The organism is Paracoccus spongiarum, from assembly GCF_030732095.1.
Classification (GTDB): Bacteria; Pseudomonadota; Alphaproteobacteria; order Rhodobacterales; family Rhodobacteraceae; genus Paracoccus; species Paracoccus spongiarum.
This window is the reverse complement of the sequence record NZ_JAVAMQ010000020.1, coordinates 1-20345: the sequence shown is the minus strand read 5'-3', so window position 1 is coordinate 20345 and position 20345 is coordinate 1. Positions and strand designations below refer to the sequence as shown.

Sequence of the window (20345 nt, the reverse complement as noted above, 5' to 3'; positions counted from 1 at the left end):
AGAAAATGCCCGACAGCACGACGAACCTGCTGCTGCCATATCTGATGGCGGCGCAGGCGCAGAAGCACGTCACCCATAACGAGGCCCTGCGCCTGCTGGACGGGCTGGTGCAGCTTTCGGTCAAAAGCCGGGGGCTGACCGTGCCGCCGGCTGGCCCGTCCGACGGTGATCGCTATATTGTCGCCCCCGGCGCGACGGGCGGTTGGGCCGGCTGGGATCTGAACGTGGCCCTCTGGACCGATGGCGCTTGGCTGCGCCTACCCCCGCGCGACGGCTGGCGGGCATGGGTCGAGGGTGAGGCGGTCCTGCTGGTCCGGAACGGTGCCGATTGGCAACGGGTGATCCCGACCGCCCTCGACGATCTGACCCGGCTCGGCATTGGCATGTCGGCCAGCGCAGGTTCCCCCTTTTCGGCCAAGCTGAACAGCGCCCTCTGGACAGCCCTCTACGCCGCCGATGGCGGCAGCGGCGATCTGACCCAGACCCTGAACCGGGAAACAGGGACTGACGATGCCGGGCTGATCCTGCAGACCGCATTCTCGACCCGGGCGCTGATCGGCATGTTCGGATCGGACCGGCTGCGCATCGCTGTCTCGCCCGATGGCAGTAATTTCCGCGACGCGCTGGGCGTCGATCCGGCGACGGGCATCGTGGACCAGCCGAACCTGCCGCGCTTCAAGGCTTATACGAATTACGACAATTACGTCGCCACCGACAGCTGGACGACGCTCGGGATCAATGTCGCGGACTATAACGACCAGGGCTGTTTCGATGCCGCGACGAACCGTTTCGTCGCGCCGGTCTCAGGGACTTATCTCTTCGGCGCGTCGCTGCTCTTCAAGATCAATGCCAATACTAGCGCCCGGATGCGCGGACGGTTGGTCCTGAACGGGTCGACGGAGATCCGGGGCTCGCTGGGCGAGATATCCGGGGCGCATGTGTCCGAGGCCACGGCCCTCTGGCTTCAGACCATGGTGCTGCTGGACGCGGGCGATACGGTCGCGCTGCAGGGCAGCTTCCAGGCAGCGGATGGGTATTTCGCCGCTGATCACACCACTTTCTGGGGAGCGAAGATCGGATGACACCCAAACGTCTCGACGACGTGCTGCAGATGAGCGAGAGCGAATTTGAAGAACTGCTGGCCCGGGCCGCTCAGGAAGGCGCAAGACGCGCCCTTGTCGATGCCGGGCTCGACGGCAGGGAAGCCGCCCTCGATATCCGCGACCTGCGCGCCCTGCTGGAAGGCATCCGCCTCATGCGCCGTACCGCCGCCCAGACCGTCATTCGCATGCTGACCGCCGGGCTGATCCTGACGCTGCTGGCCGGAATTGCGCTGAAGCTGAAACTCTTCGGCGAGGGCGGCTGACGCGCGACGCGGCGCACACCGCCAACCGCACCAAACCCATTACCCACGGCCCGCCCTCCCGGCGGGCTTTTTTCGTATCCGGAGGATCCTCATGACCGCCCGTTTCTATCGCCATTGGCGCGACGTGCCGAAAGACATCTGGCGCTGGCCGAACTTCTCACCCGCCGAGATCGCCTGTCGCGGCACCGGATCGATCCTGATCCATGAAGAGGCCCTCGACCGGCTGCAGGCGCTGCGCACGCGGCTCGGCAAGCCGCTGATCGTGAATTCCGCCTATCGCAGCCCGGAGCATAACCGGCGCGTCGGCGGCGCCAAACATTCGAAGCATCTCGAAGGCACGGCCTTCGACATCTCCATGGCCAATCACGACCCCGCAGCCTTCGAGAAGGCTGCGCGGGCGGAGGGTTTCCTAGGCTTCGGCACCTATCCGCGCTCGGGCTTCATGCATATCGATCTCGGCCCTGCCCGGCGCTGGGGAGAGCCCTTTCCCGCCCGCGCCATCCCCTTCGCCGAGGATCAGCCGCCCGCGCGGGAACATCTGGCGGACAGCCGCACCATGAAGGGCAGTGGCGCGGCGGGGATCGCCACCGTCGGTGCGGCGGGGATCGAGATCGCACAGGAGACGCTCAGCGATGCGCAATCGGCGATCCAACCGCTGATCCCCTATCTCGACACCCTGCGCTGGGCCTTTATCGCCCTGGCGCTGGCCGGAATTGCCCTGACCGTCTGGGCCCGGATCGACGACTGGAACCGGGGGTGTCGGTGATGGGTGCCCTGTCTCCACTGCTGGCCACGCGCTGGGCGCGGCATCTGGCCATCTGGATCGCGCTGATCGGCGCGGTCCTCCTCTTTCTTCTCAACCTGCGGCGGGCCGGTGAAACCGCCGGCCGACACGCCGAGCGCCTGAACCAGATGGAGCGCCAGAATGAAACTCAACGCCGCATGCTGGAGGCTGCCAGCACCCGCCCTCGTGATCGCGACGATCTCGCTGACCGCCTGCGCGACGGGCGGTTCTGATCCAGGCAGCGCGGCTTGCCCGCCGGTCGTCGCTTACGATCAGGCGATGCGGGACCGGGCGGCGGCAGAGTTGGAGGCCTTGCCCGACGATACCGCGCTGGTCGGGATGATGGCGGATTATGCGGTCATGCGGGCGCAGGCACGGGTGTGCGAGGCGAAATGAACATCGACCGGGCGGGTTCTGATCCGCCCGGTCGCACCCGGGAATTGACAACAGATGCAACCGAAGTATTTGGCGCACTGCGGCGGGCTTCCCGCAACTCGCTGGGCAACACTGGCACCTGAACCTACAACGAGATTCTGGCATTCTCAAACCGGCACCGGACCTTCGCTGCGGCGGGCTTGAACTCGCCAGATGCGGACACTTTTCTGCCGTTCGCCGCACCTGCTCAGATTACTCTGCAACTGCGAAGCCATGCGGTAGGAGGTCGTGTCGCGAATGTGGTGGAAATTGCCGAGCAGCGGGCTCCGGGCATGTAACGTTGGCTCCAGTCAGGCCGCGAGGTCAAGGGACATCGGCACGAGAGGCTGAGAAAGGGTTTCCCAGCCATCGACCTTGCGCATCTGGATCTGCCCTGACGCCAAGAGCGCCCAGAGCAGCATCGGCACGGTTTCGGCGCAGGGCACCACGGTCTGGGTCTTGATGCGGCGGCGGAACTCCTCGTTCAGACGCTCGATGGCATTGGTGGTCCGTGCCGATTTCCATTGCGAGGGATCGAGGCGCGTGAAGCTGAAGAGCCGGTCACCTGCTTCCTCCACGCTGTCGGCCACGGCCCGGCACTTGAGCTTCCATTTGCGGAGGAAGGCCTTGCGGCGCGTATCGATCCCGGCGGCGCTGTCGGCGTAGATCATGTCGCGGTAGTCTTCGCTCAGCTCGTCATGCAGGCGCTTGGGGGCGTGGCCGAGCAGGTTGCGGTGCTTGTGAACCGTGCAGCGCTGAATAGCCAAATCCTCGCCCCAGAGCGCCACAAGCGCGGCCTCAAGACCGGGGGCGCCGTCAACAATTACGAACTCGGGCCGCCTGAGGCCCCGCGCGTCCAGGTCGGCGAGGAAGCTGCCCCAGGCAGCCGTGCTTTCGCCGCCCATGTTCCTGATAGAAAGGAGCACCTTCTGCCCGTCGCGCCGCACGCCGATCGCCGCCAGCACCGAGATGTTGGTGGCCTTGCGGTCCAGCCGGGTCTTGATGACGGTGCCATCGAGGATGAGCCGAACGATATCCTCCTCAGCCAGGTCGCGGGTGGACCACGCGTCCCAATCGACCTTCACCTTGCGCCAGGCGCGGCTGACCACGTCCTTGCTCACCGCCCCTTCGAACAGCCCGAACAGCGCCCGCTTGACGCGCCGGGTATTCGTGCCGGCCAGATAGACTGCTGCAATCAGGGCCTCGGCCTTCTTTGTCAGCCGCCTGTAGCGGGGCAGTGCCTTCGAGCGCCATTCGGTGATCTTGCCGGCCTCGTCCTCGATCCGGGCACGAGGAACCCGCACCGTCTCGGTGCCGAATGTGCCGGTCAGCTGCCGATCACGGTGCCCGTGTCGGTAGCCCCTGGCCCGCTCTTTGCCGCGGCCGTAACGAAGCCGACCAAGAAAGTCGGCCAGCTCCTCTTCGAACATGGCCTCAATGGTGGCACGGACATTTGCCCGCAGGCGATCCTCGATCGGATCATACGCCCCTGCGTCGGGCAGTAGCGAAAAGGATGAGCTGTCGGTATTCTGCTTCATGGCGTGATCTCCCTGGCGGTTGCCACCGCCGGTTGGGTGGGTGTTGGTTCACCCGGAGATTACGCCACCATCCAATTTCTACCACTTCCGCGACACGACCCGGTAGGAGGGCGGAAAGTGGACTGTGATACTGCAGCATCGCATCCGCAGAAAGTCGCGATAGTGATCGTTAGCCATCTAACAAGGGTGGACCCGATGCGCAGACTGCGGACCGCCACCATGCAGACCGCACTGGCTGGAAAATTTCTTCTCCGGGTACGCTCGAGCTTGGGAGTCTGACACCTTCTGGATCGGGCGAAACGCCAGAAGCGCAAGTGCAGTTGCCGATTGTAAGTCTATGCCTTGGTTCGCTAACCTGCAAAGGCTAGGCCCAAAGGGATATCCATCGTGAATACCTACGTCGAAGAGTTGATTGAGGCGCTGAATCTAGAAGTTATCTCAGAAATTCAAACAGATAGCCGTCTGGAGCAGAGACGCAAGTTACCCGAGGAGATATTAGTCGGCACCATGCCAGACCGCCTTAAGCGGCTGCTTGGGAGTGAAGACCTCACTGTATGGGAGCACCAAGCAAAGGCCATCGAACATCTTACCAATCGCAGAAACGTGGTTGTTTCGACTGGCACAGCGTCGGGTAAGTCGCTTGTGTTTCAGATTGACGCCATAAGACGTCTCTCCTCCGACACGTCGTCACGAATTCTAGTGATCTATCCTTTGAAAGCCTTAGCTTCGGACCAGTTCGGGCGCTGGAAGCGTCTCGTCAAGTCGATAGGTATCGATGAAAGCATCGTCGGCCGAATCGACGGTAATGTGCCGACATATGAGCGCGACGCAACACTGTCGAATGCAAGAATTCTTCTTATGACACCAGATGTCTGTCACGCGTGGCTGATGCGCAATGTTGGCAGCGGCCCTGTAAGGCGTTTTCTCGAAGGTCTCTCTCTGATCGTTTTGGATGAAGCTCACATCTACGAATCTGCCTTTGGAAGCAATGTCGCATTTCTTCTGCGCCGCTTGATCGCGGCGAAAAGAAAAGCAACTAGAGGCGATCTTAAAAGGAAGCCGTTTCAGTGCATCGCCACCACGGCGACGGTGTCAGCTCCTTCGGAGCATTTGCGCCTGTTGACCGGCCTTGACTTTGCAGTAGTGGATGAAGAACAAAACGGGGCACCGCATTTTCAACGTCGAATACTGCACTTAAGCGGTGCCGACTACGGCGCTGCTGGTGAAGCAGCCGTTGCAGACATTGTGCGAGGCATAATGGATCTGCCGAAGCGGCGTCGCTTCATTGTTTTCATCGACTCGCGTCAAGGCGTAGAGCGTGTTGTGCGCTCCATCGATAACAGCAGCGTACTGCCCTATCGAAGTGGGTATGAAGCAGAGGACAGAGAGCGAATAGAGACGGCTCTAAGGGATGGCAGTCTCCATGGCGTTGTTGCCACATCTGCACTTGAGCTAGGAATCGACATTGCGGACATGGAAATAGGCGTCACGCTCGGGATTCCTCAGTCGCGAAAAGCATTCCATCAGCGCCTCGGGCGAATTGGCCGCGCGAAACCGGGCACGTTCTTTGTCATCGCTCCTCCTGCCGCATTTGGGCGCCTGGGCTTAACGTTCAATGACTACTTTCTTATGCCGGTCGAACCTTCCAATCTTTACTTAGGCAATCGGTTCATTCAGTTTGCACAGGCTCGCTGCCTTCTTGAAGAGATGGAAGTGCTTGGCGCGGATATGGCATCGTTGCCTGCTGGCGTAACTTGGCCAACAGGCTTTGGTGAAATTCTCACGTCTGCACGGCCCGGTGCAGCTCGGTCTCGGGAGTTTGACTTCATTGCTCAGCTTGGGGCTGATGCTCCACACTTCAACTACCCACTTCGGCAAGTAGGTGAGAGCAGCTTCGACATCCAAGAGGGTGCCCGAAATGACCCGTCAAGGATAGGAAGCATTGCAGTCAACCAAGCGATACGCGAGGCTTACCCGGGCGCGACCTACCTGCACGCAGGTCGCGCCTATTCCGTGTACGAGTGGCGAACGAGCCGAGGGGAGCGAGCCATTAGGGTCGGGGCGTCGAAGTCTTCAGCGCCCACGAAGCCGATCCTCCGAAAGCAAGTGAACTTCAGCCTTCAGGCAGATGGGGTCATCGACGGAAGAGTGATGTCGAACGAGACAGGACTGCTCGCAGAGGTCTACGTTCAAGTGAATGAAAGCGTTGAAGGATACCGGATTGGCCGGACCACAAAAATGTATCGCGACCTCAGGGCTGAGAACCCCGCCATGTCGCGAAAGCAACGCGACTTCAGGACTACGGGCGTTGTCCTCCGGATTGAGGAGGATTGGTTTAGGGGATCAAGCGAAGCTCAAAGACTGGTGCGAGAACACATTGCCGAAGGTCTGCGCGATCTATTGTCGAGCGAATTTGGCATCGCGCCTTTTGACGTTGACTCGGCTTCCACGAACATAGGGTTGTTGACTGCTTCTGGGCCAGCTCGGCTAACAGATGCCATCGTGATCTATGATGCCGTCTATGGAAGCCTAAGGCTTACAGAACCTCTATACGATGCTTTCACAAAGTATTTGGCTCGATTGGGACGCGGCGCGTCACTTGCTGGTGATGAAGCGATGGTCAGCAATGTTGTGGCAGAGCGCCTTTGCGCCTGGGCAGAATCCCTCACCCCAGCCGGAACTCTGAACGTCAGCCATATCGAAGTTCCAGATGGCTGGCGGCTGGTCTACAAGCGAGGAAGCATCGTTGGAATCTACAGGAATGGGGTATTGTTCGAACGTGAGATACTCGAACCGGCGCTTGTCGAACTGCCCGGCGCAGCCCCGGCGCTCTACTATAAGTACCCTGCGCCAGAGGGCGGAAGTCAGTATGTTCCTCATGAACAGATCGAGCGAACTGGGCAAGACTGGGCCTGGGAGCTTTGGAACTCAGAAACCAAGGAGTTCCGTGATATTGAAACGGATGATTGAAGCAGCCCAGCTAGTCCTCATCTTCCATGATCAGTCGCGAGGCCGCGGACGCCAGCACGTCAGCGCCCGCGGTCAAGAAGCGCTTGGCAATAGTTTCGCCCCGATCTGTTATCTGTTTGAGAGCAGGCTCTAAACGCCCGAGTCGCGCGAGATCCATCTTCACGGAAACTAGCGTCCCCGGAAGAAAGAATGCTCCGGAGCGTTTTTGGTTACCAGTTATCTCGAGCCTCGCGTCGCCAGAAGCAATCATGAATGAGCCAGTTCTCCGCGCCATCTGGCTGGTTACATAGAGCCCAAACCCTGAGTTGCCCCACTTGCCTTCGGCCTCAGGTTCATCCACCTTTTCTGATGCGTCGTAGACTTTCTTGCCTGAAGTGCTCGGCAGGAGGGCAAGCCTGATTGCGTATCGATCTGATGCCAAACCCGAGAATTTCGGATTTTCCGACAATGCGGCACGTAAACCTATGCCTTGATCCAGGACGGCCAGCTCGACCTGATTTAGCTGCGGCCAGTACTGCCCCATCACCAATAGATGATCGCTTTGGCTATGCTCGGCCACATTGCGCAGGATTTCACGGAGACAGTACTTGACCGTATAGAAGAGGTCGCCGCTGGTTTGCTGAGTGATTAGGTAAGCAAGCCGCCCGACCGTCAGGTTAACGTGCGCGCCGATCGGGATTCCTTGTTCCGCAGCGCGGGACCGAAGCTGAGCAACATCATGGCGGGTTATTGGATAGTAGGTGGCGCTACCAGGCGCTTTGTCCCTGGGTACATCGATGCCACATGCAGCATAGAAGCCCATGTTGGAAGGGTAGTCACGCGGAGTGATCCCGCTTTGGATGGGCACGCGGCCAGTTCTCACGGCGTCCTCGATTAGTGTGGCTAGAACCAGCATCCCTGTGGGAGTAGCAAAGCCTACCCTTGAGAAGTCCAAGGCAAGATCGGACGAAGACCTTAGCTCATTGGCAAAGTCGTGCATGCCATCAAGATCGCCGAATTTAGGAACGTATAGACCCTTCAAGAATTCACCTGTGCGAATAACTCTCCGATAACCATGGCACGACAACTTGATAGCCGCAATCAATCCTCGAACTGGAACTGAAAGGCTGGTAGCTACCCCACTTGTCGTTTTTTTGCGGCATCCGTCGAAGGGCAGCTTTGGTGAATGCGGCCATGCAGCATTCCGGGCAGCTGACCGACCGCTTCGGGCCGGTCTTGCCGACGCTCTTTCTCTGCACCTGCAAAATGCTGTGCCTGCGCAGTACGGGAGAATGGGCTCTGACCCTGCATTCGCCGCGCTTTGCGCGAAGGTCCGCTGTTCATCTGTGCCAGCAGCATGACGAAAAGCCAGAAATATCTGACGTACGATAGTTAACGATGTCAAAAAGCGGCAGGGATTCGCTGCACGGGGATGTTCGCATAGGAGGGCCAAGCCTGTCGCGCACGAAAATGGGCACAATTTTGCACCTGCATCTCGGGCCAGCAATGACATCCTCAGCCCAGATGCTGAATCCGGCCATGTTGTGCCGCGCTTTCGCCAACGCAAAAGTTCTGGCAATGTTCCAGCCTGCCCTCAGTGATTCCAGGACTCGCCAATGTGTAATTTATACTCCCAAACCAAGAGCCAGGACGCGATGCGCCATGTCTTCGATGACATCCGTGAGGGCGATGAGGAACTGGTCGATCTGACGGGCAACCTGCCATCGATGGCCGGGATCTTTCCGGACTACTCCGCACCGATCATACGGCATGGACCTATAGGTGGCTGGCAATTGGCGATGGCGCGGTGGGGTATGCCAACGCCGCAGGTGTTTCTGAAGGGCAAGCGCACCGACCCCGGCGTGACCAACATCCGCAATACCAGGTCGCCTCACTGGAGGCGCTGGCTGGGGATCGAACACCGCTGCCTCGTGCCCTTCACCAGCTTTTCCGAAATCGACAACCGTGGGTACGCCCCACGCAATCACCCTGTCTGGTTCGCACTCGATGCGGATCGCCCCCTTGCCTTCTTTGCCGGCATCCGCACCGAATGGACCTCGGTCAGGAAGCTGAAGGAAGGCGAGGTTACAGCCGAGCTGTTCGGATTTCTCACCTGCCCGCCCAATGCTGAGGTGGCGCCGGTTCATCCCAAGGCGATGCCGGTCATCCTGACCAAACCCGAAGAGTGGCGGCGTTGGCTGACTGCCCCTACGCCTGAAGCATTGCAGCTTCAGCGCCCGCTGCCGGACGGAATGCTTCAGATCGTCGCCGAAGGAGTGAGGGAAGATGCGGCCTGAACCGCCCCCTTCCGATCCATTCGAACTGCGCCCGCACCGTGTGCATGAGGCCGAAGGGCGGGGGCGAAGGTCTTTCGCGCTGTTTCAGGCGTTGCGACATCCGGGACCACTGGTCTGGATCACGCCCGCGCATAGTCCCGAACTTCCGATGCTGCGCGGTCTGCCGAAGGGTGTGGGCGAGCGGCTTCACCTGCTTCGCCCTTCGGGTGAAACGGATCTGCTGTGGTGCGTGGAAGAGGCTCTGCGCGCGGTTCCGGTCGGCCTCGTGATCGCCGAACCGGAAAAGCCCCTGTCGCTGACCGCAGGGCGGCGGTTCCAGCTGGCAGCCGAGGCCGGGCGCACCACCGGACTTCTTCTGATCCGTGAAGGCGCAGGCAGCAATGCCACCGAAACCCGGTGGCACTGCGCGCCACAGGCCAGCTCATCCCCGGACTCGACTCTGCACCACTGGACCCTTAGTAAGAACAAAATGGGAACATCAGGATTCTGGACCTTGAACTGGAATGGCGCGTCGTCTGCTGTCGATCTGGTTTCCGAGGCTCGCCAGCGACACGAGCCTGCGGAGACGCCCCGCTGAGGGGCCTTTTGCCCTGACCCTCCGGTCGGGCAATGCCGATCATCTGCACTGCTTCAATCCTCTGGCGACGACGCAAGGCCTTTCACAGGGAATGCCACTGGCCGATGCGCGGGCCATCTGCCCCGACCTGACGACCAGACCCGCCGATCTGGCCCGCGAGGCAGCGACATTGTCCGCCCTGCGCCGATGGGCAGGACGCTATGCGCCGATGGTCGCGAGTGATGGTTCAGATGGGCTCATGGCCGACATTTCGGGCGTGCCGCATCTCTTTGGTGGCGAGAACGCCCTGCGGGACGACCTGAAGGCGCGGCTGGAGCGGGCTGGGCTGCATGTCACCAGCGCCATCGCCGGAACCCGTGGCGCGGCACACGCGCTGGCGCGACACGGCGGCGGAATCATTCCCGATGGACGGTTGGCCGAGGGGATCGGGCCTCTGCCGATATCCGCGCTGCGTGTCGACCATGACACAACCGAGGCGTTGAGCCGGGTCGGCCTTGTCCGTATCGCCGATCTGATCGCGCTGCCCCGTGCGCCTCTGGCGCGTCGCTTCGGACCGGGGCTGATCCTGCGCCTCGATCAGGCGCTGGGCGCGCAATCCGAGCCGGTGGCTGCGGAACCTGACGCGCCACATTTCGGTGTGCGCATGACCCTGCCCGAACCCATCGGGCTGCAGGCTGACGTGATGGCTGGGCTGGAACGCCTGTTGGATCGCTTGTGCGACAAACTTTTCGCCACCCATCGGGGCGCGCGACGGCTAAGGCTGGAACTGCATCGCGTGGATCACGTAGCTGCACAGATCGAGATTGGTCTTGCCCGGCCCATGCGCGATCCGGTGCGGATCGCGGCGCTGTTCGCAAAGGGTGTCGAAGGGGTCGAGTCCGGGTTCGGGATCGAGGCGATGCGGCTCAGCGCGCCTCTGACAGAGCCACTCCCCCCAGAGCAGATCGGCGATGGACCAACGGTCGGACACGAGGATGTCCTGGCCGACCTGCTGTCTTCGGTCGGCAATCGCATTGGATTTGACCGCGTGCTGCGTCTTCTTCCGGCAACCAGCCTGATCCCTGAACGCAGCTTTCTGCTGGCACCTGCCGCATATTCGGAACCTGAGCCTTTGGTGCACTACAGCGGAGCGAAGCGGCCCATCACACTCTTCCCACCAGAGCCGGTGACAGCGGCATCCGGGACACCACCTGCCAGTTTCCGCTGGCGGCGCATGCGCTTCACCACATTGCGCGCGGCCGGGCCGGAACGCATCACCCCGGAGTGGTGGTTCGACGATCCGGCCTGGCGCTCGGGCCTTCGCGACTACTGGCGGATCGAAACAAGGGAGGGGCCGCGGCTCTGGCTGTTTGTGACGCCCCAGACAACCGCCGGGCTGGCTTTGCCTGCAACCGCGCGGGCGCAGAATTGGTATGTGCAGGGGGAATTTGCATGATCGCGCCCTGCGTCCAGCCATATGCCGAACTCTGCGTGACCTCGAATTTTACCTTTCTGACCGGCGCCTCGCATCCCGAGGAACTGGTCACGCGGGCAGCGGAACTGGGCCTTGCCGCCATCGCCATCACCGATCGCAACTCCGTGGCGGGTGTGGTCAGGGCGTTTTCGGCGCTGAAGGAACTGGCCCGCCTGCGGGATGAGGCTTCTGCTACGACTGAGGCGGCTCAGGACGGCCCGACCATCCGCTCACAGCATGTCACCGATCATTCCAGCCGCCAGACCGTGCCGCATTTCACCGGCCGGACGGCGGCACCCGCGCCGCAGGATGCACCCCTGCCAAAACTGATCGCTGGCGCGCGGCTGGTGCTGACCGACAGCGCCGTTGAGTGGCTGGCCTTGCCAACCGATCTCGCGGCCTGGTCGCGCCTGACCCGGCTTCTGTCGCTGGGCAAGCGCCGCGCGGCAAAAGGGGAATGTCATCTAAACCGGGGCGATGTGGCGGAATGGGGCACGGGTCTGATCCTGATCGCCCTGCCGCCCGACCCTCTGGACGATGCGCAGCCCCTGAACACCCGTGCCGATCTGCAATCCCTAGCCCGCCTCTTTCCCGGTCAGTGTTTTCTCGGTGCGGCACCGCTCTATGACGGGCGCGACCAGAACCGCATTGATCAGTTGGCCATATTGGCCCAAGGCCTGAACCTGCCGATGGTCGCTCTGGGCGATGTGCTGATGCATCGGTCTGCCCGTCGTCCGCTGGCTGATGTGCTGACCTGCCTGCGTGTCGGCTGCACGATCGATAACATCGGCGAGCAGCGGCTGGCCAACGGCGAGCGCCGCTTGAAAACGGGGGCGGAAATGGCGCGACTTTTCCACCGCCACCCCGCCGCGATCCGCCGCACGCTGGAAATCGCCGACCGCTGCGCCTTCCGTCTTGACGATCTGCGCTATCAGTATCCGGACGAGGCCCAGGATGGCGAACCAGCGCAAGATCGTCTGGAGCGCCTCGCCCGCGAAGGACTGCGCTGGCGCTATCCGGCCGGTCCGCCGCCGAAGATCGTCCACCGCGTCGAAAAGGAACTGAGCCTGATCCGCGAGGTGGATTACGCGCCATATTTCCTGACCGTCCATGACATCGTCCAGTTTGCCCGCGCGCAGGGCATCCTCTGTCAGGGGCGTGGCTCGGCCGCGAACTCGGTGGTCTGTTACCTGCTGGGCATCACAGAGGTGCCCCCCGAAAGCATTACCCTGATTTTCGAGAGGTTCATCAGCAAGGAGAGGGGCGAGCCGCCGGATATCGACGTGGATTTCGAACACGAGCGGCGCGAAGAAGTGATCCAGTGGATCTATGACCGCTATGGACGCGAGCGCGCCGGGCTGACCGCGACGGTGATACACTTCCGCTCGCGCGCCGCCATCCGCGAGGTGGGCAAGGTCATGGGCCTGTCCCAGGACGTCATCGCGCGGCTTTCCGGGCAAATCTGGGGCTGGTCTTCCGCCGCACCCGGCGAGGAGCGGTTGCGCGATGCTGGCCTGTCCGTCGAGGATCGGCGTGTGCAACTGGCTGTGCAACTGATTGGCGAGATCATCGGCTTTCCGCGTCACCTGTCGCAACATGTTGGCGGCTTCGTCATCACCAATGGCCGTCTGGACGAGCTTTGCCCCATCGAGAATGCCGCGATGGAGGACCGCACCGTCATCGAATGGGACAAGGACGACATCGACGCGCTGGGCCTCTTGAAGGTCGATATCCTTGCACTGGGCATGCTGACCTGCATCCGCAAGGCCTTCGGCTTGTTGGCAGATCATCGTGGACAGCGCCTGACGCTTGCCAATGTGCCCCCCGAGGATCCGCCGGTCTACGACATGCTCTGCCGCGCCGATGCCATCGGGGTGTTTCAGGTCGAAAGCCGCGCACAGTTGAATTTCCTGCCCAGGATGCGGCCGCGCAAATTCTACGATCTTGTCTGCGAGGTGGCCATCGTCCGCCCCGGTCCAATTCAGGGCGGCATGGTTCACCCGTTCATCAACCGTCGCATGGGTCGCGAGAAGGTCGAGGATCTCGGCCCCGCGATGATGGAGGTCCTGGGCCGTACCTATGGGGTGCCGCTGTTTCAGGAGCAGGCAATGCAGATCGCCGTGGTCGCGGCAGGGTTCAGCCCCGCCGAGGCCGACCGGCTGCGCCGGTCATTGGCCACCTTCAAGCGCATGGGCACCATCGGTTCCTTCCGCGACCGCTTCGTCTCGGGCATGCTGGAGCGGGGGTATGATGCCGATTTCGCGGCGCGCTGTTTCGCCCAGATCGAGGGGTTCGGCAGCTATGGCTTTCCCGAAAGCCATGCCGCCAGTTTCGCGCGGCTGGTCTATATCTCCGCCTGGCTGAAATGCCATCATCAGGCGGTGTTCACCTGCGCCCTGCTGAACAGTCAGCCGATGGGGTTTTATGCCCCGGCCCAACTGGTGCGCGATGCGCGCGACCATGGCGTCGAGGTGCGGCCGGTTTCCGTCAACCATTCGATCTGGGATTGCACGCTTGAACCTCGCACCGATGGCGGGCTGGCATTGCGGCTCGGCTTCCGGCAGATCAAGGGTCTGCGCGAGGAGGACGCCGCCTGGATCGCCGCCGCACGTGGCAACGGCTATCCTGACGTGGAAAGCCTGTGGCGCCGGGCGGGCGTTCATCCTTCCGCACTCGAACGACTCGCCGAAGCCGATTCTTTCGCAAACCTTGGCCTCAGTCGGCGGGATGCGCTCTGGTCGGCGAAGGCCCTGACTGCGCCCGCGCCGCTGCCTCTGTTTGGCGCGGATGGCGAAGGCGGGACCGAACCGGCTGTCGATCTGCCGCAGATGACGCTGGGTCAGGAGATGATCGAGGATTATCTCTCGCTTCGCCTCAGCCTGCGCGCCCATCCTATTGAACTGCTGCGGGCCAGCCTGCCCGAAAGCATGGCCCATGACCGGCTGTCGCAAGCCAGCGGCCGCGTCACGGTGACCGGGCTTGTCATCACACGCCAGCGGCCCGGGACCGCCTCTGGGGTCATTTTCCTGACGCTGGAGGACGAGACGGGAACCGCAAATGTCGTGGTCTGGAAGAAGGTCTACGAGACGTTCCGCAAAGCCGTTATTGCCGGTAGGTTGATCCAGGTGACAGGCCGGATCGAACGCGATGGCCCTGTGACGCATCTGATCGCTGAGCAGGTCGAGGATGTCTCGCACCTGCTCGCCACCCTCGGTCGCCCCGTTATGATCGAAGCAAACGACGGTCGTGCGGACGAGACCAAACGGCCGGTCGGTGGCAGCATCCGGTCAACCGCCCGGCACCCAAGAGAGCAGGCCAGAAAGCTGTTTCCAAGCCGGGATTTTCATTGAGCAGGCGCAATCGTCGCCAGAATGCTTCTCAGGACGAACCGCGACCAGCATGCTATCATTCGTCGCATCAACCCGGCGCACGGATTCGGTGGTGCGCCCGCCCTGCAATAGACTCGGCGAGGAGCGATTTGATCGGCAAACATCAGACCGTGACAGTGCTGAGCGTGGCCTCTTCATCCGCCAATGCCTGTGGCTGCCGCTCTATGCGTGCTGTTGCAGTTTTTGGTGTCTGGTGTTGATGTGGCGTTGATGTAGACGCGCGATTGAGCGATGGTACAATGCTACCACCGGCATATCTATTTGATATCTGGGGATTTTTTGGTTGCGGGGGTAGGATTTGAACCTACGACCTTCAGGTTATGAGCCGAACTCCTAAATTCTCATGACTCTTTTCTTTTCAGAGGCTTAACGTACAAGCCTTTGAGACGGCAGACTTTTTCGAGAACTATCGGCGCTTCTCGCCGGATTTGGACGGATCAACGTGCGCACAGCGACGCATTCGCGGGTTGACCAGACGTTGACAAGCGATGTTCATCGAACGCGAAAGCCATCCCTACATCCCTTGGATCGGTCTCGACGCGAAGGGCGAAGAGCGGACGGTCGCTGCGCAAAGGATGGAGGTCAGCAATGCGAACAAAGCGGACTTCCGACGAACGGCAGCTTTCGGTGCGCGACAGAAACGATCGTTATCGCCGGTGACAGAAGCGTATGGGTTTTGGCACGCTTGGCGCTTCATCGACAGTTCCAGGCTACCGCTTTGCGAGTAGCAGTGCCTCTGCCTTCTGGACGGCGGACATTGCCTTCTCGACCAGATCACAACCGGCGTGCGTCAGCTGAATAGGCTTGGAGCGACCGTCGCCTTCTCCTGCCGGGCGCGAGACGAGCCCGCGAGCCTCCATGCCTTTTAGCAACTTTGTCAATCCTCCCGAAGACATGAGAATCGCATCGTAGAGATCGGTCGGTGTCAGAATATGGGGAGGATCATGCGACCTGAGCGCAGCCAGAAGTTCAAACTCCGACCGGGTCAGGCTGAAAGCCTTAAGAGCCGTCTGTGCAGCTTCCTGCAATAGCCTCGTGCGACGCGTGAGCGACATTACTTCGCGCGTCTGATCGGCAGATACGTCCGGCCAGTTCCTGCGCATTCTTTCCACGATCTCTTCGATGCTGTCGGTCATGCCGGATTTGTAGCTGGTGAAGAAATATCTTGCAAGAAAGATAGTGCGCTCTATATATCTTTCCAGAAAGCTAAATCATGCAAGAAGGAACCGAGCCATGAACACGACATCCGCCAAACGCCTGGCCCTCGGCTATGCAGCCGCGTCCGCTGTTGCCCTCGCCGCCACGTTAGGCTCCGCTACGGAGGTGCCAGAACCCGTCCAGACGCTGGAAAACATCGCGGCCAGCATCGACGCGACCAATGACGGGGTCGTCGCTGCTGCGGAGCACCGTGACTTCACCGAAGTGGCGTTCCTGTCCATGGACAGTGACGAAAGCTACACAATCGATGGCGACGAGTTTTTTGCCTGGGACATGGGCTTTGCCCATCTCGCCGATGAGCGCGGCAAAGCGAGCGCCTATGCGCAGGCAAAACTGGACGTCTTCGCTGTTTGGGACGGCGACGGAGATGGTGTGATCAGTTCCGCGGAAGCCCGGGAACAGGCTCTATGGGAGTTCACCAACGCCGATGCGGACGGCGACGGCCAAGTCAATGCCCGCGACCTCGCGATCGGATCGCCGACCTTCGCCACGCTGTTGAGCTTTGTTTGGGTCTAAGGGAGTTGAGACAATGGAACGTGCGCAAAGAAATGGCTATGACCTTCTCGCCCGCGTCAATCACTGGGTGGCCGCCGTCGGCTTCATGGGGGCGCTCGGCCTTGGTCTTGTCATGGCCTATGGTGGCCTTGACCGCGAAGCGGTCGGCGGTTTGATGGACTGGCACAAGGCCCTCGGCGTCTTTGTCTTCGCCTTTGGCCTCTGGCGTGTCGGCTGGCGAATACTTCAGGGCTTCGCCGCGGACCATCTGTCCACGCCTGTCTGGCAGCGCCGCATCGCCCGCGGTGTCCATATCGCCCTCCTGGCCGCCATCCTGCTCATGCCCCTCAGCGGCATTCTCATGACTGTGGCCGGTAGTCGGGAGCTTCAGGTGTTTGGCGTGACACTCTTGCCGTCGCTGGGTGAGATCGCCTGGCTGGATGCACTGGCGGATTGGATGCACGGGACGCTAGGATTGTCCATAACGGGGGTTCTGGCGCTTCATATCATCGCGGGCCTGAAGCACCTGTGGTTGCGCGTTGCGCGCGAAGACGAGCCTATGGCTCAGCAAATCTGAAAGGATCGGGTAATGACTATTCATCACGACAATGGCCATCACGCCCACGACGCCGGTTTTGCGGACGACCTGCAGAGAATGCTGGGTCGCCGTCGGGTCCTGACCATGCTCGGCGCTCTTACCGCGGGCGTGGCGGCCGCACCCGCCTCGGCACTCGACTGCGTTGCCCTTCCATGGGAGACCGCCGGTCCCTATCCCGGGGACGGGACCAATTCCAAGGCCGGTCAGATCGTCAATGTATTGACGCAGGAAGGCGTGATCCGGGAAGACCTGCGGGCCTCCTTCGGAGCCTTCTCCGGAACGGCCGATGGCCTTCCTCTGGACATCGAGCTGACTTTACAGGATGCAGCTTCCTGCACGCCGCTCGCGGGCCATGCGATCTATGTCTGGGCCTGCGACACGACAGGAAACTACTCGCTCTATGATATTGTCGACGCCAACTACCTGCGCGGCGTCGGCATCAGCGATGAGAGCGGTCTCGTGCGGTTCACGACGATCTTTCCCGGCTGTTATGATGGCCGCTGGCCGCACATTCACTTCGAGGTGTTCACGAGCGCGGAAGCCGCGGTGAGTGGGGAAGCCTCTGTACTGACCGCCCAGATAGCCTTGCCCGAAGCCGAGTCCGCAGACGTCTACGCCGCCGACGCGCGCTATTCCAACGGCACGCGGAACCTCGGCCGGATCACGCTGGCCAGCGACAATGTATTCGCGGACAATACCGAGGCGCAGATCGAGCAGCAGACATTGAGCCTGACCGGTGACCCAATTAGCGGCTACCGCGGAACGCTGACCATCCCGATAGACTTCACTGCCGAGCGTGGCGCAAACATGGCACCGCCGCCAGGCGGAGACCGCGGAGGTCCGCCTCCTCAGGACAATTGACCAAAGCGAATACGAAAGGGGTCGGGCGCAGCAAAGCGGCGAAATCGGTCGTTTTTATCCCTCTCTACGGCTCCGCCTCACATCAGCGCCTTAGCACGGGCACAACCCTCGGGCAAAACCTTCGGGGTTGTGGGACGATTGCGGCTCACTGGTTCGAGCGGCCGTTCGCTGCGGTCCGTCGAAAGCGCGAGTTGGGCTCCAAGTGGACCTTCGTTGCAACGAAGTCGAATGGCAGCTCTGGGCAACTCTCCGCCCCTACCCCTTCGGCGTCACATCCTTCATCCCCTTGTGCAGCAACAGTGCCACCTGTTCGGCGGTGAACTTGAACCCCTGCCCGTCCGGGATGCGTTCGGCCGAAATCGGGTATTTGGGGCGGCGGGGGTCGATGCCCGTGATCCTGAACTGCTCGCGTCCCGTGCTGAAATGGCGGTCGAAATCGGTCGGCGACAACCCGAAGGCTTCGGCCAATGCCTCGAAGCGCAGTCGTTCGGGGTCGAGAGCAGTTCCGTCGGCCATCGGAATCGACACCCGGAATGCGGCATCGAACCCCCAGCGCAGATTCATGCCGGTGATCTCCTTTGCCTCAACCACCAAGCCGTGGCCGGTGGCGACTTCCTGGCACGCCTTCAGCATCTCTTGCTGGAGCCGCTGGCAGAGCACCGGGGTAAGGTTTCGCGGGGACTTGGTACTTGGCATTGCGCTGTCGAACTTTGGGATCGCCACCAGTGCTAGCCCATGAGACGGCCACGATCAAACCGGCAGCGGCGCTTCACCCTCAATTTGGTGCTACGATGATGTCGTGCGCTGGGCATTTCGGTCTAACCCGTTGATCTCCTTGGCCGGAACGCCCCTCTCCAGCCCAATTCCACCTTCCGCCTGTATTCCGGTCCCGGCTCCGTGGTCCGACTTGATAGTGGCGCGGGTCTACGCCTGTGTCGTCGGGCAAGGAGGCGGGATGGATGGTAAGGCGACTGAAGCTGAATGAGAAAACACTGCGCGATGCGGAACCCAAGCCCGGCGTCAGCTATCAGATTTTCGACACGGACGTGATCGGCTTTGCCGCCCGGGTGCAGGCCTCGGGCGCGCGGACCTTCACCATCGACTACCGGCACGCCGGGCGGCAGCGGCGGATGACCATCGGGCGCTGGCCGGAGTGGAGCGTCACGGCCGCGCGAGAACGCGCCAAGGAACTGCGGCGCGCCATCGACGAGGGGCAAGATCCTCTGGCGGCGCGCGACGAGTGGCGCGGGGCCCCGCGCGTCACGGACATGATCGACCGCTACATCGCCGAGCATCTGCCGAAACTCGCCAAGACCAACGCGGGCGACCAGGTGTCGATGCTGAAGAAGATGGTCGAACCTGCCTGGGGCAACCGGTTGGTGACAGAGATCACCAAGACCGACGTCGCGAAGTTCCTTGATTTCGTGGCCGAGGGGCGCCCCCGTCCCTGCAAGGCGAAGCCCAACAACCGGGCGCGCAAGCTGCAGGGTCACAAGCCCACCCCGATCAGGGCCAACCGCATGGGCGAGGTCCTGCGCAAGATGTTCACGCTGGCGGTGGATTGGGAATGGCGGACGGACAACCCCGCACAGGGTTTCCATCGACGCATTGAACATGCCCGCGAACGGTTCCTGTCGCCCGAAGAATTGACTCGGCTGGCGGCCGTGCTGGATGCCGCCGAGGATCAGCGCGCCGCGGGAATCATCCGCATGTGCATGCTGACCGGCGCCCGCGTGGGCGAGGTCCGGACGGCACGGTTCGAGCAGTTCAACCTCGACTATGCCATCTGGTCGAAACCCGCCTCGACCACCAAGCAGCGCAAGATCCACCGCGTCCCGATTTCGCAGGATGTGGCGGCCATCGTGCGGCTGCGGCAGCAGGCGGTACCAAGCGGCAACCCGTGGCTCTTCCCCGGCGACACCGTCGGCCAACCGGTGCGGGAAATCCGCCGCTTCTGGGCCAAGGCTCAGAAGGATGCCGGGCTGGCCGACGTCCGCATCCATGACCTGCGCCACACCTTCGCCTCGCTCTTGGTCAGCGGTGGCGCGTCGCTGGAAATGATCGGCAAGCTCTTGGGCCATAGCCAGATGCAGACCACCCAGCGCTACGCACACTTGATGGATTCCCCCCTGCGGGCAGGCGTCGACACGGTGGCCAGCCTCCTGCGCCCGCGGCCGCGCCTTGTGCATGACGCTGTGCAGGACGGGGCCGACCTGCCGAAATCGGCCTGACCCTCACGTGGCATCCTCGCCGCGCAGCTTGCGCCAGAGCGAGGTCAGCCGTTTGCGGATGGTGCTTTCATCCGGCACCTCGCCCGACTTCGAGTTCTGGACGAACCAGTCCTGCACGAGCGAGACCAGCGCAGTCTGGGTTTCCGGAACGCCCTTTTCGAAGATGTACCACGTC

At 61.8% G+C, this 20345-nt stretch carries 17 protein-coding genes; 13 read left to right on the top strand and 4 right to left on the bottom strand.

Going from position 1 to position 20345, the window contains the following annotated elements; all coding sequences use genetic code 11:
* Positions 1-5: 5 nt before the first annotated feature.
* From Q5Y72_RS16315 to Q5Y72_RS16300, 4 genes are all read left to right on the top strand, one after another.
* Positions 6-1082 carry a DUF2793 domain-containing protein gene (locus Q5Y72_RS16315; protein WP_305964487.1) on the top strand — a complete coding sequence of 359 codons (1077 nt, stop codon included), beginning with the start codon at positions 6-8 and terminating at the stop codon, positions 1080-1082.
* The gene (locus Q5Y72_RS16310) at positions 1079-1366 is read left to right on the top strand and encodes a DUF6127 family protein (protein WP_305964486.1); all 288 of its coding nucleotides are present in this window, start codon (positions 1079-1081) and stop codon (positions 1364-1366) included. The genes Q5Y72_RS16315 and Q5Y72_RS16310 overlap by 4 nt, the downstream gene beginning before the upstream one ends.
* A gap of 91 nt (positions 1367-1457) precedes the next feature.
* Positions 1458-2132, top strand: coding sequence for a YcbK family protein (locus tag Q5Y72_RS16305; RefSeq protein WP_305964485.1), 675 nt, complete (start codon positions 1458-1460; stop codon positions 2130-2132).
* Positions 2132-2383 carry a hypothetical protein gene (locus tag Q5Y72_RS16300; RefSeq protein ID WP_305964484.1) on the top strand — a complete coding sequence of 84 codons (252 nt, stop codon included), beginning with the start codon at positions 2132-2134 and terminating at the stop codon, positions 2381-2383. The genes Q5Y72_RS16305 and Q5Y72_RS16300 overlap by 1 nt, the downstream gene beginning before the upstream one ends.
* Positions 2384-2875: 492 nt before the next feature.
* On the opposite strand, the gene Q5Y72_RS16295 is transcribed toward Q5Y72_RS16300, so the two are convergent.
* Positions 2876-4102: an IS256 family transposase gene (locus Q5Y72_RS16295; protein WP_305964483.1), complete on the bottom strand. Its 1227-nt coding sequence runs from the start codon at positions 4100-4102 to the stop codon at positions 2876-2878.
* 387 nt (positions 4103-4489) lie between these two features.
* On the opposite strand from Q5Y72_RS16295, the gene Q5Y72_RS16290 reads away from it, so the two are divergent.
* Complete coding sequence (locus tag Q5Y72_RS16290; protein ID WP_305964482.1) at positions 4490-7072, top strand: DEAD/DEAH box helicase; 2583 nt, start codon at positions 4490-4492, stop codon at positions 7070-7072.
* 10 nt (positions 7073-7082) lie between these two features.
* Here Q5Y72_RS16290 and Q5Y72_RS16285 read toward each other — a convergent pair whose 3' ends face one another.
* Positions 7083-7967: a hypothetical protein gene (locus tag Q5Y72_RS16285; RefSeq protein ID WP_305964481.1), complete on the bottom strand. Its 885-nt coding sequence runs from the start codon at positions 7965-7967 to the stop codon at positions 7083-7085.
* A 700-nt stretch (positions 7968-8667) separates the two neighbouring features.
* Here Q5Y72_RS16285 and Q5Y72_RS16280 point away from each other — a divergent pair.
* The 4 genes from Q5Y72_RS16280 to Q5Y72_RS16265 all read left to right on the top strand — a co-directional run bounded on the left by Q5Y72_RS16280 (position 8668) and on the right by Q5Y72_RS16265 (position 14728).
* Positions 8668-9348 (top strand): SOS response-associated peptidase, encoded by a 681-nt coding sequence (locus Q5Y72_RS16280; RefSeq protein ID WP_305964480.1) that lies wholly within the window; start codon positions 8668-8670, stop codon positions 9346-9348.
* Positions 9349-9496: 148 nt separating this feature from the next.
* Complete coding sequence (locus tag Q5Y72_RS16275; RefSeq protein WP_305964479.1) at positions 9497-9925, top strand: ImuA family protein; 429 nt, start codon at positions 9497-9499, stop codon at positions 9923-9925.
* The gene (locus Q5Y72_RS16270; RefSeq protein WP_305964478.1) at positions 9852-11360 is read left to right on the top strand and encodes a Y-family DNA polymerase; all 1509 of its coding nucleotides are present in this window, start codon (positions 9852-9854) and stop codon (positions 11358-11360) included. The genes Q5Y72_RS16275 and Q5Y72_RS16270 overlap by 74 nt, the downstream gene beginning before the upstream one ends.
* Positions 11357-14728, top strand: coding sequence for an error-prone DNA polymerase (locus tag Q5Y72_RS16265; protein ID WP_305964477.1), 3372 nt, complete (start codon positions 11357-11359; stop codon positions 14726-14728). The genes Q5Y72_RS16270 and Q5Y72_RS16265 overlap by 4 nt, the downstream gene beginning before the upstream one ends.
* A 749-nt stretch (positions 14729-15477) precedes the next feature.
* Here the strand turns inward: Q5Y72_RS16265 and Q5Y72_RS16260 are convergent.
* Positions 15478-15903 carry a MarR family winged helix-turn-helix transcriptional regulator gene (locus Q5Y72_RS16260; RefSeq protein ID WP_305964476.1) on the bottom strand — a complete coding sequence of 142 codons (426 nt, stop codon included), beginning with the start codon at positions 15901-15903 and terminating at the stop codon, positions 15478-15480.
* Between the two features lie 97 nt (positions 15904-16000).
* Here Q5Y72_RS16260 and Q5Y72_RS16255 point away from each other — a divergent pair, with 97 nt between their 5' ends.
* From Q5Y72_RS16255 to Q5Y72_RS16245, 3 genes are read left to right on the top strand one after another with little or no spacing between them, the layout of a single operon-like run.
* A complete protein-coding gene (locus Q5Y72_RS16255; protein WP_271112111.1) occupies positions 16001-16501 on the top strand; it encodes an EF-hand domain-containing protein in 501 nt (166 codons plus the stop codon).
* Positions 16502-16514: 13 nt separating this feature from the next.
* Positions 16515-17057: a cytochrome b gene (locus tag Q5Y72_RS16250; protein WP_305964475.1), complete on the top strand. Its 543-nt coding sequence runs from the start codon at positions 16515-16517 to the stop codon at positions 17055-17057.
* A gap of 12 nt (positions 17058-17069) precedes the next feature.
* A complete protein-coding gene (locus Q5Y72_RS16245) occupies positions 17070-17939 on the top strand; it encodes a peptidase associated/transthyretin-like domain-containing protein (protein ID WP_271112109.1) in 870 nt (289 codons plus the stop codon).
* A 255-nt stretch (positions 17940-18194) separates the two neighbouring features.
* Here the strand turns inward: Q5Y72_RS16245 and Q5Y72_RS16240 are convergent, their stop codons facing one another.
* Complete coding sequence (locus Q5Y72_RS16240; protein WP_305964474.1) at positions 18195-18635, bottom strand: hypothetical protein; 441 nt, start codon at positions 18633-18635, stop codon at positions 18195-18197.
* Positions 18636-18898: 263 nt separating this feature from the next.
* On the opposite strand from Q5Y72_RS16240, the gene Q5Y72_RS16235 reads away from it, so the two are divergent.
* A complete protein-coding gene (locus Q5Y72_RS16235; RefSeq protein WP_305964473.1) occupies positions 18899-20170 on the top strand; it encodes a tyrosine-type recombinase/integrase in 1272 nt (423 codons plus the stop codon).
* Positions 20171-20345: the final 175 nt, after the last annotated feature.

What these genes read in the sequence shown, in the direction of transcription:
- Q5Y72_RS16240 (WP_305964474.1), bottom strand. Translation starts at nt 18,635, where the DNA reads ATGCCAAGTACCAAGTCCCCGCGAAACCTTACCCCGGTGCTCTGCCAG.
- Q5Y72_RS16260 (WP_305964476.1), bottom strand. Translation starts at nt 15,903, where the DNA reads ATGACCGACAGCATCGAAGAGATCGTGGAAAGAATGCGCAGGAACTGG.
- Q5Y72_RS16310 (WP_305964486.1), top strand. Translation starts at nt 1,079, where the DNA reads ATGACACCCAAACGTCTCGACGACGTGCTGCAGATGAGCGAGAGCGAA.
- Q5Y72_RS16245 (WP_271112109.1), top strand. Translation starts at nt 17,070, where the DNA reads ATGACTATTCATCACGACAATGGCCATCACGCCCACGACGCCGGTTTT.
- Q5Y72_RS16275 (WP_305964479.1), top strand. Translation starts at nt 9,497, where the DNA reads ATGCTGCGCGGTCTGCCGAAGGGTGTGGGCGAGCGGCTTCACCTGCTT.
- Q5Y72_RS16280 (WP_305964480.1), top strand. Translation starts at nt 8,668, where the DNA reads ATGTGTAATTTATACTCCCAAACCAAGAGCCAGGACGCGATGCGCCAT.
- Q5Y72_RS16295 (WP_305964483.1), bottom strand. Translation starts at nt 4,102, where the DNA reads ATGAAGCAGAATACCGACAGCTCATCCTTTTCGCTACTGCCCGACGCA.
- Q5Y72_RS16265 (WP_305964477.1), top strand. Translation starts at nt 11,357, where the DNA reads ATGATCGCGCCCTGCGTCCAGCCATATGCCGAACTCTGCGTGACCTCG.
- Q5Y72_RS16305 (WP_305964485.1), top strand. Translation starts at nt 1,458, where the DNA reads ATGACCGCCCGTTTCTATCGCCATTGGCGCGACGTGCCGAAAGACATC.
- Q5Y72_RS16285 (WP_305964481.1), bottom strand. Translation starts at nt 7,967, where the DNA reads ATGCTGGTTCTAGCCACACTAATCGAGGACGCCGTGAGAACTGGCCGC.
- Q5Y72_RS16315 (WP_305964487.1), top strand. Translation starts at nt 6, where the DNA reads ATGCCCGACAGCACGACGAACCTGCTGCTGCCATATCTGATGGCGGCG.
- Q5Y72_RS16300 (WP_305964484.1), top strand. Translation starts at nt 2,132, where the DNA reads ATGGGTGCCCTGTCTCCACTGCTGGCCACGCGCTGGGCGCGGCATCTG.
- Q5Y72_RS16270 (WP_305964478.1), top strand. Translation starts at nt 9,852, where the DNA reads ATGGCGCGTCGTCTGCTGTCGATCTGGTTTCCGAGGCTCGCCAGCGAC.
- Q5Y72_RS16235 (WP_305964473.1), top strand. Translation starts at nt 18,899, where the DNA reads ATGGTAAGGCGACTGAAGCTGAATGAGAAAACACTGCGCGATGCGGAA.
- Q5Y72_RS16250 (WP_305964475.1), top strand. Translation starts at nt 16,515, where the DNA reads ATGGAACGTGCGCAAAGAAATGGCTATGACCTTCTCGCCCGCGTCAAT.
- Q5Y72_RS16255 (WP_271112111.1), top strand. Translation starts at nt 16,001, where the DNA reads ATGAACACGACATCCGCCAAACGCCTGGCCCTCGGCTATGCAGCCGCG.